11 protein-coding genes are annotated in these 13,308 nt (G+C 64.7%); 4 read left to right on the plus strand and 7 right to left on the minus strand.

Features of this window, described 5'->3' with window-relative positions; all coding sequences use genetic code 11:
- Nucleotides 1-65 precede the first annotated feature (65 nt).
- Entirely contained in the window at nt 66-767 is a 702-nt protein-coding gene (locus V7Z98_RS14440) for a pirin family protein (protein WP_334158759.1), read from the minus strand.
- 142 nt (nt 768-909) lie between these two features.
- Between V7Z98_RS14440 and V7Z98_RS14445 the strand changes: the two genes are divergently transcribed.
- The 3 genes from V7Z98_RS14445 (at nt 910) to V7Z98_RS14455 (ending at nt 4,113) form a co-directional block, all read left to right on the plus strand.
- Nucleotides 910-1,836: a LysR family transcriptional regulator gene (locus tag V7Z98_RS14445; RefSeq protein ID WP_293262271.1), complete on the plus strand. Its 927-nt coding sequence runs from the start codon at nt 910-912 to the stop codon at nt 1,834-1,836.
- A gap of 1,173 nt (nt 1,837-3,009) precedes the next feature.
- Nucleotides 3,010-3,507 carry a hypothetical protein gene (locus V7Z98_RS14450; RefSeq protein ID WP_334158760.1) on the plus strand — a complete coding sequence of 166 codons (498 nt, stop codon included), beginning with the start codon at nt 3,010-3,012 and terminating at the stop codon, nt 3,505-3,507.
- Nucleotides 3,508-3,615: 108 nt separating this feature from the next.
- Complete coding sequence (locus V7Z98_RS14455) at nt 3,616-4,113, plus strand: hypothetical protein (protein WP_334158761.1); 498 nt, start codon at nt 3,616-3,618, stop codon at nt 4,111-4,113.
- 211 nt (nt 4,114-4,324) lie between these two features.
- Here V7Z98_RS14455 and V7Z98_RS14460 read toward each other — a convergent pair whose 3' ends face one another.
- The 5 genes from V7Z98_RS14460 to V7Z98_RS14480 form a co-directional block, all read right to left on the minus strand.
- Nucleotides 4,325-5,191 carry a cation diffusion facilitator family transporter gene (locus tag V7Z98_RS14460; protein WP_334158762.1) on the minus strand — a complete coding sequence of 289 codons (867 nt, stop codon included), beginning with the start codon at nt 5,189-5,191 and terminating at the stop codon, nt 4,325-4,327.
- Nucleotides 5,192-5,334: 143 nt separating this feature from the next.
- Nucleotides 5,335-6,180: a phosphoserine phosphatase SerB gene (serB, locus tag V7Z98_RS14465; RefSeq protein WP_334158763.1), complete on the minus strand. Its 846-nt coding sequence runs from the start codon at nt 6,178-6,180 to the stop codon at nt 5,335-5,337.
- A 68-nt stretch (nt 6,181-6,248) separates the two neighbouring features.
- Nucleotides 6,249-7,322: a 3-deoxy-7-phosphoheptulonate synthase gene (locus V7Z98_RS14470; protein ID WP_293262286.1), complete on the minus strand. Its 1,074-nt coding sequence runs from the start codon at nt 7,320-7,322 to the stop codon at nt 6,249-6,251.
- 58 nt (nt 7,323-7,380) lie between these two features.
- The gene (gene mfd, locus V7Z98_RS14475; RefSeq protein ID WP_334158858.1) at nt 7,381-10,833 is read right to left on the minus strand and encodes a transcription-repair coupling factor; all 3,453 of its coding nucleotides are present in this window, start codon (nt 10,831-10,833) and stop codon (nt 7,381-7,383) included.
- Between the two features lie 202 nt (nt 10,834-11,035).
- Complete coding sequence (locus V7Z98_RS14480; RefSeq protein ID WP_293262289.1) at nt 11,036-11,467, minus strand: DUF2721 domain-containing protein; 432 nt, start codon at nt 11,465-11,467, stop codon at nt 11,036-11,038.
- 121 nt (nt 11,468-11,588) lie between these two features.
- On the opposite strand from V7Z98_RS14480, the gene V7Z98_RS14485 reads away from it, so the two are divergent.
- Nucleotides 11,589-12,596: a TOBE domain-containing protein gene (locus V7Z98_RS14485; protein WP_334158764.1), complete on the plus strand. Its 1,008-nt coding sequence runs from the start codon at nt 11,589-11,591 to the stop codon at nt 12,594-12,596.
- A 16-nt stretch (nt 12,597-12,612) separates the two neighbouring features.
- Here the strand turns inward: V7Z98_RS14485 and V7Z98_RS14490 are convergent, their stop codons facing one another.
- Nucleotides 12,613-13,308 carry a hypothetical protein gene (locus V7Z98_RS14490; RefSeq protein ID WP_334158766.1) on the minus strand — a complete coding sequence of 232 codons (696 nt, stop codon included), beginning with the start codon at nt 13,306-13,308 and terminating at the stop codon, nt 12,613-12,615.

Consider the following 13,308-nt stretch of genomic DNA (forward strand, 5'->3'; position numbering starts at 1 on the left):
GGGCGGGCCGTGCGCGGGGGGCGCCGCAGAAGGCCCCCCGTGCTGGGTTCGGTTGGGGGAGGGGATCAGCCGGCCGCGTCCACCAGGACGATTTCGGCGTCTTCGAGGGCGGTGACGCGGATGGTCTCCTCCTGGCGGATGGCGGCGCCGTCCCGGGTCTGGAGGGCAACGCCATTGACCTCGACCTGGCCGGCTGCCGGCACCAGGTAGCCATAACGCTCCGACCCCAGGCGGTACTCGGCGGTTTCGCCGGCCTTGAGGGTGGCGCCCAGGACCCGGGCGTCGGTGCGGATGGGCAGGGCGTCGTCGTCCCCCGCGATGCCGCTGGCCAGGATGACGAACTGGCCCGAGCGGTCCGCCTTGGGGAAGGGCTTGGAGCCCCAGGAAGGCTGCTCGCCGCGCCGGTCGGGAAGAATCCAGATCTGGAAGATGCGGGTGATGCCCGGCTCCAGGTTGTATTCGGAATGGCGGATGCCGGTGCCGGCGCTCATCACCTGCACGTCGCCGGCCGCGGTGCGGCCCTTGTTGCCCAGGTTGTCCTGGTGGGTGATGGCCCCTTCGCGCACATAGGTGACGATCTCCATGTCGGCGTGGGGGTGGGGCGGAAAGCCGGTGCCCGGGGCGATGGTGTCGTCGTTCCACACCCGCAGGGCGCCCCAGTTGAGGCGGGACGGGTCGAAATACTCGGCGAACGAAAAGTGGTGCTTGGCATCGAGCCAGCCGTGGTTGGCACCACCCAGGCGGTCGAAGGGACGTCGTTCGATCATGTGAATCCTCGTAGCGTTGCGCGTTGATGGACTCACTATAGACATCGGCATTAATGTTTAGAATGGAATGAATGGCATTTCATCGTTTCCATTTTTGATGTCAAATGCTCCGCATCGCCAGCCCGACCCACGAAGGAACCCCATGAAGCGGCTACCCGATCTCGAAGCCTGGGCCATCTTTGCCAAGGTGGCCGAAACTACCTCGTTCGCCCGGGCGGCGGACGAACTCGGCCTGGCCCAAGCCACGGTTTCCAAGGCGGTCCAGCGCCTGGAGCAGCGCATGGGGACCATGCTGCTGCACCGCACCTCCCGGCGCATGTCGCTGACGGACAGCGGCTATGCCGCCCTGGAGCGCGCCACCCGCATCCTGGCGGAAGGCGAAGCCGTGGAAACCGAGGTGGCGGAACAGTCCACCAGCCTGCGCGGGCCGATCCGCGTCACCGTCCCCATGTCGTTCGGCCTCTCGTACCTGGCCCCGGTGCTGCCCGAATTCATGGCGCGCTTTCCGGAGGTGGCCTTCGACTTCAATTTCAGCGACGAGATCGTCGACCTGGTCGCCAACCGTTTCGACATCGCCCTGCGCATCTCGACCCTGGCCGATTCCAGCCTGCTGGCGCGGCGGCTCTACGCCGTGCGCATCCTGCTGGTCGGCGCCCCGGCCTATTTCGAGCGCTTCGGGCGGCCCAAGCATCCCCGGGATCTCGCCCAGCACCGGGCACTGCACTATTCCAACTCGCGGACGGGCAGCTGCTGGCGCTTCAAGCACCCCGAGCATGGGGAATTCGCCCAGGCCATGCCGCTGCCCTTGCAGGCGAACAACGCCGAAGCCCTGGTGCCCGCCCTGCGGGCCGGGCTCGGCCTGGCCCTGCAACCGGAGTTCCTGGCTTGGCAGGACCTGCAATCCGGCGTGCTGGAAACGGTGATGGACGACTGGCAGGTCGATCCCATCGCCCTGCACATCGTCACCCCGCCAGGGCGCAGCCGCCCGGCCCGGGTCCAGGCCTTCATCGACTTCCTGTCCGAGCGCTGCGCCCAGGCGCCCTGGGTGCAGAAGATCGACGGAGCGTGACGGCGCGCCTTCCGTCAGGGGCACCGTGGCCTTGCTTGCCAAGGCATAACTGCGCCTACGCTGGCCCTACGTTACGTACTCCGGTTTCGTTACCCCGGTAGATTTCCGCTCCTTCGGCCTTGGCCTGAGGCGTGATGGCCGAGAGGGGGCTTGCGGCCAGGCTATCCCTCGGATTTTGCGCGTAAGTCCGAGCGAACTGCCTTTGTAAATCCATGTGTGGCGCTATCTGCACAATTTAGGCGTAGCTATAGCCCTTCATATGCATACCAAGCGCTGTCTTGCACTTCTTCTTCGTCTTCTGCCGTTTTGGCTGAGTTTGCAGGGTGCTGTTTGATTTATGCAAAAATCATAAAAAATCGTCTTGTCAATCCAACAGCCTAGTCACGTCGAAGGTACTGCAGCGTTTCACAATTCACAGCTTCACTTTGACAAACACATCGCCTTTGCTTGCTGTACATGGTTTTGATGTTCCATTTGACATGAAATTTTGCTGTTGGCATTATCGCCGAGTGGTGGTGAGGTGAATTATGTTCCATGCTTTTGAATTGTTTGGAATGTTTTTTTGCTTTGAATAAGCCGCAGGCCTTCCTCCTCGTATTGAGCGCTGCCGAGGGAGGGAAAAATAATCTCAACACTATAGATGGACTGGGTAGCTGCCCTTCAAACCGTCCATTCAAATTTATGAAGTGCCTGTCTAGGGGGGGAATGAGTCGGATTCTCTTCGTATGGGAATTGGGGGCTCACTTTGGCCACCTTAGCCGCGATATTCCTGTTGCTCAACGGCTGTGTGAAGAAGGGCATCAAGTTCGTTTTGCAGTACGCGATACCAGAGCAGCTGCCGGAGAGATGGGGGGAGGGGGGCTGTGTTAAGTAGAAAATTAAGGGAACGGAGTAGTTTTTGGGGAGGTAGTAGATTTGAAAATCAGGCTCTCAATTAATATTGAAAGTTGCCATCTTTATTATCTAGTGCGGGGCCTTCAGCTTTATGTATGTCTGATTACGTCTCAGCTATACGCCAAGAGCGAGCCACCCAACGGTCCGGCTGGGTGAGGAAGTCGTTATGTGCTTACAATTTGCCCAAATTTACTATGGTAATTTCTGATGCTTTGTACGGATTTTTTTGGTGAGTATTAATGAATTTAAAATTTGTGTTGTGTGAAAGTGGGGGCTAATGTGGAAGGCTTGAAGAAATTGTTTGGTTATTTTCTTTTGATGGTTTTTCTTCAATTGACCTCCGGGTGCGCTAGTCGAGGGGATGTTGTTTGGCATGGTTTTGCATTTAATTTTCTAGTGGATAGTCCTGATGCAGTACTGCTTGATTATCGTTATGGGGATTCAAAGAATCCAGCGGCCAGAAACGCTCCCGCCTTGAGGGATAGAGGTAAGTCTGATCAACAATCTACAACTTCAGGCGACATGCTCCGGGGGGATGATCTCTATGTGAAATGGAGATTGAAAGATACCGGGGAGGTTTTTGAAGATACCGTTGATTTGAAGGCTCGTTTGCCAAAAAATATTGAAGAATGCAGGATTTATTTCCTGGTGCGTGGCCCTCAGCTTCATGTGTATCTGATTACACCTCAGCTGCGTGCCAAGGATGAGCCGCGTAATGGGCCGGCTGGCTGGTCATATCGTCATGTTTTGACGATTTACCCCGACCTCGTTAAATAATATTTAAAATTGTATCAGGGAGATAAGAGATGACCATTGCTGTCGATGTTGGTGATGTTATTGCGCAAATGGATTTAAACATGGTGTTGTGTGGAAATGGGGGCTAATGTGGAAGGCTTGAAGAAATTATTTGGTTATTTTCTTTTAGTGGTTTTTTTTCAATTGACCTCCGGGTGCGCTAGTCGAGGGGATGTTGTTTTGCATGGGTTTGCATTTAATTTTCCAGTGGATAGTCCTGATGCAGTACTGCTTGATTATCGTTATGGGGATTCAAAGAATCCAGCGGCCAGAAACGCTCCCGCCTTGAGGGATAGAGGTAAGTCTGATCAACAATCTACAACTTCAGGCGACATGCTCCGGGGGGATGATCTCTATGTGAAATGGAGATTGAAAGATACCGGGGAGGTTTTTGAAGATACCGTTGATTTGAAGGCTCGTTTGCCAAAAAATATTGAAGAATGCAGGATTTATTTCCTGGTGCGTGGCCCTCAGCTTCATGTGTATCTGATTACACCTCAGCTGCGTGCCAAGGATGAGCCGCGTAATGGGCCGGCTGGCTGGTCATATCGTCATGTTTTGACAATTTACCCCGACGTTGTTAAATAACCATTAAGACCGTGCAAGATGGATGGGGGATGGTTGTAAATGTCGGCGCTCTTATTCCGCAAGGTGTTCTCAAGGTGGTTGTTTATTGATTTCATGGCGTCTTTTGTTCGGAAAGTCTTGATGAAAAAAATGGCTGACCCCGAAAAGGAATCAGCCATTTTTTGTAATTTCTTTAATAGACCACTCCCCAGAGTGTTCTTCGGAGTTTTTCCTAGCGCGGTTCCAGGTGCGTCGTCGCCACCAGATCGGGCAGGGTGGCTTCCAGCCGGGCTTCGACCTTGTCGAGCAGGTCGTGCCCCCGGGTGACGCTCCAGTCGCCGGGGACCAGGATGTCAACCTGGACGAAGGACTGGGCGCCGGCGCGGCGGCTTTTCAGGTTGCGGTAGATGGCTTCCGGGGGCAGCGTTGCGTCCAGGGCGGCGGTGAGTTGGGCCAGTTGCTCGGGCTCCAGGCTGCGGTCCATCAGGCCATCCACCGAGGTTTGGCCGAGGCGCCAGCCCTCCAGCATGATGTGCAGGCCCACGGCGATGGCGATGAGGGGGTCGAGCCAGTTCTGGCCGGTGAGGGCCACCAGCAGCACGCCGGCTACCACCCCCACCGAGGTCCACACGTCGGTCATCAGGTGGCGCGAATCGGCGGTCAGGGCAATCGAGTTGAAGCGCTTGCCGGCCCGGGCCAGGGTGAGGGCCACGGCCAGGTTGATGAGGGTGCTCAGGATCGAGAAGGCCATGCCCCAGCCCAGGGCTTCCAGGGGTTCCGGGTGGAGCAGGCGCTGCACGCCGGTGCCGACGATGGCCAGGGCGGCGACGAAGATCAGGCCGCCCTCGAAGCCGCTGGAAAAGTATTCCGCCTTGCCGTGGCCGAAGGGGTGGCCGTCGTCCGGCGGGGTGCGGGTGACCAGGATCATCCACAGGGCGAAGCCGGCGCCGGCCAGGTTGACGAAGGATTCCAGGGCGTCGGAGAGCAGACCCACCGAGCCGGTGATCCACCAGGCCCCGGTCTTGAGGCTGATGGTGAGGATTGCGGCGGCGATGGAGAGCCAGGCGTAGTGGTGGCGTTGGGCGGTATCGGGCAGCACGGTTTTTAGGGGCAGTCCGGAAAGCCGTGCCAGTCGGGCATCTTCAGGCAGGGTGCCTGGAGATGCCCGACTGGCGCGGGGTTGCAGGCAGGCAGGTCGGAGCGCCAATGGTGGCGCGGCTTTGTGACCTGCCGGCGACAGGGTCAGGCGAACAGGTTGACCAGGCCGTCCAGGCCGACGTGGTTGAAGGCTACCGAGGCTTTTTCCCGGGTCGCCGGCTTGGCGCGGAAGGCTACCGACAGGCCGGCCTCATTCATCATCATCAGGTCGTTGGCGCCGTCGCCCACGGCGATCACCTGGTCCCGGGTGAGGCCCAGTTCGTCGCGCAGGCGGCACAGGTGGTGGGCCTTGGCGCTGGCGTCCACGATGTCGCCGACCACCCGGCCGGTGAGCTTGCCGCCGGCGATCTCCAGTTCGTTGGAGGTGGCGAAGTCGAAGCCCAGTTCGATGCGCAGGCGCTCGGTGAAGTAGGTGAAGCCGCCGGAGAGGATGGCGGTGCGCAGCCCGGCGGCCTGGACCGCTTCGAGCAAGGGGCGGGCGCCGTCGGAGAGCAGCAGGCGCTCGCCGTAGACCCGGGCAAGCACCCGGGCATCCAGCCCGGCCAGCAGGGCCAGGCGGCGGCGCAGGCTTTCCCGGTAGTCGATCTCGCCGCGCATGGCGGCCTCGGTCACGGCCGCCACCTCGGCCTTCTTGCCGGCGAAATCGGCCAGCTCGTCGATGCACTCGATGGTGATCAGGGTCGAGTCCATGTCGAAGCAGATCAGCCCATAGTCGGACAGCTTCTTGCCGGCGGGGACGAAGGCCCAGTCGAGCTTTTCCGCGGCGAGCAGGGGCTCCAGGGTGGCGGCGAAATCCGCCGGCCGGGTCGCGCCGTAGAGCCGGTGCAGCTGGGGCGCACGGGGCTCGGCCCGGGCGGCGCCGGTAGCCTGGACGAGGCGGTCGAGAAGGAAGGTGGGCAGGGGGCCGCCCTGGATGACGAGGTCGAGCATGGCAGAAAGTCGTGCGGCGGCCGAGGGGCCGCCGCGGTAGGGGTGAGGAAGTCGGGAACGAAGAAGGATCAGCCGCGGCGGTTGGGCAGCACGTCGCGCAGCAGGGTGGCGGCGTCGCGCAGCATCTTCTCGGTGGTGGCCCAGTCCACGCAGCCGTCGGTGACCGAACAGCCGTACTTGAGCTGGGACAGGTCGGCGGGGATCGGCTGGTTGCCGGCCTCGATGTTCGATTCGATCATGGTGCCGACGATGGACTTATTGCCCAGACGGATCTGGTTGACCACGTCGGCCATCACCAAGGGTTGCAGCTCGGGCTTCTTGTAGCTGTTGGCGTGGGAGCAGTCCACCACGATGTTGGCCGGCAGCTTGGCCTTGGTCAGGGCGGCCTCGGCCAGGTTGATCGACACCGTGTCGTAGTTGGGCCGGCCGTCGCCGCCGCGCAGCACCACGTGGCCGTAGGGGTTGCCGGTGGTGCGCACGATGGTCACGCCGCCGTCGTAATTGATGCCGAGGAAGGAGTGGGGCCGGGAGGCGGACAGGATGGCGTTGACCGCCACGGTCAGGTCGCCGCTGGTGCCGTTCTTGAAGCCCACCGGGGTAGAGAGGCCGGAGGAAATCTCACGGTGGGTCTGGGATTCGGTGGTGCGGGCGCCGATGGCGGTCCAGGCGATCAGGTCGCCCAGGTACTGGGGCGAGATCGGGTCCAGGGCCTCGGTGCCGGCGGGCAGGCCGAGCTCGTTCACGTCGCGCAGGAACTGGCGCGCCTTGGCCATGCCTTCGTCGATGCGGAACGAGTCGTCCATGTACGGATCGTTGATGTAGCCCTTCCAGCCCACGGTGGTACGGGGCTTTTCGAAGTAGACGCGCATCACCAGCACCAGGGTGTCGGACACCTCGTCGGCCAGGGCCTTCAGGCGCCGGGCATAGTCCAGGCCGGCCACCGGATCGTGGATGGAGCAGGGGCCCACCACCACGAAGACGCGGGGGTCGGTGCCGTCCAGGATGGCCTTGAGGGTTTCCCGGCCCTGCACCACGGTGGTGGCGGCGGCCTCGGTCATCGGGATTCGGTCCAGAACCTCCCGGGGCGTGGGCATGGGGTCGAATGCGGCGACGTGCAGGTCTTCGATGGCTTGCTCAATCATGGCGTTGGCTTCTTGCGCTTTCTTGCGTTAAGGGGCGCCCGGGAAGAGCGCCGGTGCATCAGGCGGTCAGTTTCTTGAACAGGTCCTTCACCGCGGCCACTCGGTCGGCAAGGGTCGGGCAGGAGCGGGAAAGAGCGAGTTTATCCTGTCCGGCCAGCTTGTAGTTCCGGTCGGTCTGGATGAGGTTGATGATCTTGATCGGCTCGATGGGCGGATTCTTCGAAAATTCCGGGCTGAACTGCACCGTCACCTGCTCCCGTGTGGCATCGAGCTTCTGCACACAGAGGGGCTTGGCCAAGAGGCGCAGGCGATGGGTGGCGAGCAGCGACTGGGCCTGGGCCGGCAGCTCGCCAAAGCGGTCCACCAGCTCTTCCTGCAAGGCAGTGATCTCGTCGTCGGCCTCGCAGTTGGCCAGGCGCTTGTACAGCGACAGGCGCTCGTGTACGTCCGGGCAGTAGTCGTTGGGCAGCAGGGCCGGCACATGCAGGTTGATTTCGGTGGCCACCCCCAGAGGCTGGGCCAGGTCCGGCTCGCGGCCCTGCTTGAGCGCCGCTACGGCACGGTTGAGCATCTCGGTGTAGAGGTTGAAGCCCACCTCCTGCATCTCGCCGGACTGGTTCTCGCCGAGCACCTCGCCGGCACCACGAATCTCCAGGTCGTGCATGGCCAGGTAGAAGCCCGAACCCAGCTCTTCCATCATCTGGATCGCTTCGAGGCGCTGCTTGGCCTGTTTGGTCAGGGCCTTCTCGTCGAACACCAACAGGTAGGCGTAGGCTTGGTGATGGGAGCGGCCGACCCGGCCGCGCAGCTGGTGCAGCTGGGCCAGGCCGAACTTTTCGGCCCGGTTGATGAGGATGGTGTTGGCGTTCGAAATGTCGATGCCGGTCTCGATGATGGTGGTGCACAGCAGCAGGTTGGCCCGGCCCTGGGTGAAGTCGCGCATCACCCGCTCCAGCTCCCGCTCCGGCATCTGGCCGTGGCCCACGGCGATGCGCGCTTCGGGCAGCAGCTTGGTCAGCTTGTCGCGCATGTTGTCGATGGTGTCGACCTCGTTGTGCAGGAAGTACACCTGGCCGCCGCGCTTGAATTCGCGCAGCACCGCTTCGCGGAGGATGCCGTCGGAGAACTTGGAGACGAAGGTCTTGATCGCCAAGCGCTTCTGCGGTGCCGTGGCGATGGCCGAGAAGTCCCGCAGCCCCTCCAGGCTCATGGCCAGGGTGCGGGGGATCGGCGTGGCGGTCAGGGTCAGCACGTCCACCTCGGCGCGCAGGGCCTTCAGGGCCTCCTTCTGGCGCACGCCGAAGCGGTGTTCCTCGTCGATGATGACCAGCCCCAGGTTGGGGAACTTCACGTCCTGCTGGATCAGCTTGTGGGTGCCGATCAGGATGTCGATCTTGCCCTCGGCCAGGTCCTTCACCGCCTGGGCGGTTTCCTTGGCAGTCTTGAAGCGGGAGATTTCGGCGATCTTCACCGGCCAGTCGGCGAAACGGTCGCAGAAGGTCTGGTAGTGCTGCTCGCACAGCAGGGTGGTGGGGCACAGCACCGCCACCTGCTTGTTGCCGGCCACGGCGATGAAGGCGGCGCGCAGGGCCACCTCGGTCTTGCCGAAACCCACGTCGCCGCACACCAGCCGGTCCATGGGCTTGCCCGACTTCATGTCGTCGATCACCGCGGCGATGGCGGCGGCCTGGTCCGGGGTTTCCTCGAAGCCGAAACCGTCGGCGAAGGCGTCGTAGTCGCTGGCCTTGAAGGCGAAGGCGTGGCCCTGGCGGGCGGCCCGGGCGGCATACAGGGCGAGCAGTTCGGCGGCGGTGTCGCGGGCCTGCTCGGCGGCGCGGCGCTTGGCCTTTTCCCACTGGCCCGAACCCAGGGTGTGCACCGGGGCAGCATCCGGGTCGGCGCCGGAGTAGCGGGAGATGACGTGCAACTGGGACACCGGCACGTACAGCTTGGCGTCGTTGGCGTATTCCAGGTGCAGGAACTCGGTGTTGCCTTCCCCCAGGTCCAGGCTCACCAGCCCCAGGTAGCGGCCGATGCCGTGCTGCTCGTGCACCACCGGGTCGCCGACCTTGAGCTCGGTCAGGTCCTTCAGCCAGTTGTCCAGGCTGGCCTTCTTCTGGGCCGCGCGCTTGGCCCGGCGGGGGCTGCCGGCATACAGCTCGGTCTCGGTGACGAAAGCCAGGGCCTGGCTGCCGCTGCCGACGATGAAGCCGGTTTGCAGCGGGCCGACCCCCAGGGCCAGTTGCGGCGCCCCCGGGCTGGCAAGGGCCGCCAGATCGGGGCAGGGGGCGGGGCGCACCCCATGGTCCACGAAGGTTTCGTTCAGAGTTTCGCGTCGGCCGGCGGATTCAGCCAGCAGCAGCACCCGGCCCGGGAATGCGGCGGTGAAGGCCTTGAGGGCCGCCAGTGGGTCCTCGGCGCGGCGGTCCACCGCCACGTTGGGCAGGGGGGCGGCCAAGGCGGCGCTATCGGCGGCCGCCGATGCGGGGCGCAGGGCCAGCCGGCCGTAGCCCTTGGCGGCGATGAAGAAGGCTTCCTCGTTGAGGAACAGGGTCTCCGGCGCCAGCAGGGGCCGGGCCTTGTCCCCCTGGAGCAGGTTGTAGCGCGACTGGGTGTCCCGGGCGAAGTCGCGGATCGCTTCGTCCACCGCGCCGTGCAGGCAGAGCAGGGCGTCCTTGGGCAGGTAGTCGAACAGGGTGGCGGCGTCCCCTTCCTCGAAGAACAGGGGCAGGTAGTACTCGATGCCCGCCGAGGGGATGCCGTTGGAGATGTCCTTGTAGATGCCGGACTTGGCCGGGTCGCCCTCGAATACCTCGCGGAAGCGCTGGCGGAACAGGGTGCGGCCCCGGTCGTCCATGGGGAATTCCCGGGCCGGCAGCAGCTGCACCTCGGGCACCGGGTAGAGGCTGCGCTGGGAATCGGCGTCGAAGGCGCGCAGGGTCTCGATTTCGTCGTCGAACAGGTCGATCCGGTAGGGCAGCGGCGAGCCCATCGGGAACAGGTCGATCAGCCCGCCGCGGATCGAGTATTCCCCCGGGGAGACCACCTGGGTGACGTTGGTGTACCCGGCCAATGTGACCTGGGCGCGGAAGGCTTCGGCGTCGAGCTGCTCGCCCTTCTTGAAGTGAAAGGTGTAGGCCGCCAGGAAGGCCGGCGGGGCCAACCGCACCACGGCGGTGGAGGCCGGCACCAGCACCACGTCGAACGCGCCCTTGTACAGCGCCCACAGGGTGGCCAGGCGCTCGGACACCAGGTCGTGGTGGGGCGAGAAGTTGTCGTAGGGCAGGGTCTCCCAGTCCGGCAGCAGGCAGACCCGCAGCCCCGGGGCGAACCAGGGGATCTCGTCGAGCAGGCGCTGGGCGTCCTGGGCCGAGGCGGTGACCACCGCCAGAGGGCGCTTCAACCGGGTGGCCGCGGCGGCCAGGTAGAGGGCGTCGGCGGAGCCGGGCAGGGCCGGGGCGTCGATCCGTTCGCCGGGAGCGGGCAGGCGGGCGGGCAGGGCGGCGTTCATCTGCGCCAGCAGGGCCGGCGCCGGGGAAGGGGAGGATGCAGGGGCAGTCAACGCAAAACGGGCCCAGGGCGGGGGCCGTGGGCCGGAAAAATGACGGAAAGGAGGGATTATAGGCCCTGCCCGGGAGGGCAGGTGCGGTGCGCCGGAGATGGCCGGAAAAACGGCCGGAAAGACCCGCGGCCCCGCCGGGGGCGCTGGGACATCACGGCAGGTGGTGGGTGGCGTTGCTCACGGCGAGGAACACTTCGCGCAAGAAGATGCCCAGGCTGGCGATCAGGGCCACCATGGCGAGGATGAACAGCACCGCCACCGCCCGGGCCAGATCCACCGAGAGCAGGGCGCCGAGGAAGGCCCCGGCCACCACCAGGCAAACCAGCAGGGCCCCGGCCACCGCCGCCAGGATGGCGAAGTAGATCAGGCGAATGCGTTGGAGCAGGACGCGCAGTTCGTCCCGGTCCAGGGCGGCGTGGGGATCGCCCTGGGAAATCCGGTCCTGGAGCAGGCGGCGGCGATCCACGTTGCGGCCCAGGCGCACGTTGAGGGTGGCGACCAGGGTGGCCAGCGCGGTGAGCAGGAACACCGGGGCCACGGCCAGCTGGATGACCCGGGAAATGTCGGTGAGATGGGTTTCCATGGTTGGCGCTTTTTGGGTGATTTTTGCGGCAGCTTAAGGCAAGGACCGGAGAGAGGCCCTAAAATTCGCTATTCTTTTTATATATAGCGCGCCCGATTTCGGGGGCGCTCAGGAGTACGCCATGCCCCCTTCGACCCGCAGCAGCGACGGAGCGACCCTCAACCCCGTCGGCGCCGCGCCCACCGGCATCGCCTCGCCCCGGGCCCAGGCCGTCCTGGCGCCGGGGGACTTGGCCCCGGGCCCGGTGCCCCTGGGCCTGCATCTGGAAGGGCGCTTCTGGCTGACCATCGGTGCCTCGGGCTACGCCGGCGAGGGGCGGGTGGCGCTGCTCGAGGCGATCGACCAGCACGGCTCCCTCAACAAGGCGGCCAAGGCCCTGGGCCTGAGCTACAAGTCGGCCTGGGATGCCCTCCAGTTCCTCAACAACGCCGCCGGGGTGTCCCTGGTGGATGCCAGCACCGGCGGCCGGGGTGGCGGCGGCAGCCGCCTCACCCCTTCCGGGCGCTGGCTAGTGGAAGTGTTCAATCGGGTGAAGAGCGTGCATCGCCAGTTTCTCGATGCCCTGGCCGCCGCCGTGGCGCGCAGTGCCGAGGCCGGCCAGGGAGCGGGCGCCCCGGGGGCGCTGGAGCGGCTGTTCCTGCGTACCAGCGCCCGCAACCAGTGGCTGGGCACGGTGGCCGAAGTGCGGGAAGAGGGCGTTTCGGCGGAAGTGACGGTGGAACTGGGCGGGCAGACCCTGCGGGCTCGACTGACCGCCGGCAGCGTGCGCGAACTGGGGCTGGAACCCGGCACCGCCGTCTGGGCCCTGGTCAAGGCCCAGGGCGTTGCCTTTCTCGCGCCCGGCGAAGCGCTGCCCGACGCCCAGCGGCACTTCAACCGGCTGGCGGGGACGGTCGTTTCTGTCACCAGTGCCGGCGCCATGGACCGGGAGGTGGCCCTGGCCCTGCCCGGCGGCAACATGCTCTACGGCGTGGTGGCGAAGGAGCGGGCGGAGGCCCTGGGCTTGCCGGAAGGTTTCGTTGCGCAGCCGGAAGGCGAGGGTGGCGAGGAAGCCGAACCCATGCCCCAACTCCAGCCCTTGTCGGCCGCGTTCGATCCGGGCCTGGTGATCCTGGGCGTTCTGGCCTGATTCGCTAGGGGCGCCGTCAGGCGGACGCTCCCGCCGGGGGCAGCCAGCGGCGGACCCAGTCCGTGGCGGCCCGGGCGCTTTCCTTCCGTCCGGGGCTGCGGACCAGTTCGTGGGGCGCCTGCACCAGGGACAGGGCATTGACCGCCGCGGCGGTTTCCCGGGTGTCCTGGGGCGCCTGGGGCGGCCGTTCCTCGGCCAGGTAGAGCAGGGGCACGGGCAGAAAGCCCAGGGCATGGCGCCCGGCCAGGTCGATGAAGCCGTTGCGGCACACCAGGGCCCGGCACGGCCCCTGGCGGGTGGCGGTCAGGCGCAGGGCCGCTGGGGCGCCGCCGCCGCTGGCGACAATGACCAGGGGCAGGTCCGGCGGCAGGCCGAGAAGGCGGCAATCCTTGCCTTGCAGGTAGCTCAGGCAGGCGGCCAGCCGGTTTTCCAGCAGGGGCACGTCCCGCACCAGATCCGGGTAACGGGTATCGAGGGGCGTCAGCAGGTCGATCCGGCACACGGCCAATCCCATGCCGAGCAGGGCCTGGGCGATGGCATAGGGGCCGCCGTCCTGCTGGGAGGTGGGCTGGACCACCAGCGCCAAGGCCTGGGCCGGCGCGGCGGGCAAGGCCAGTTCCCCGGCCAGTTGGGCGGCGTCGCTGCGCAGGGTGAAGGGAAAGGCGGCGGCCGGTTCGGTCACTGGCGGAAGGGGCGATGGGGGGGCAGGCAT

Source organism: Oryzomicrobium sp. (assembly GCF_036820405.1).
GTDB lineage: Bacteria > Pseudomonadota > Gammaproteobacteria > Burkholderiales > Rhodocyclaceae > Oryzomicrobium.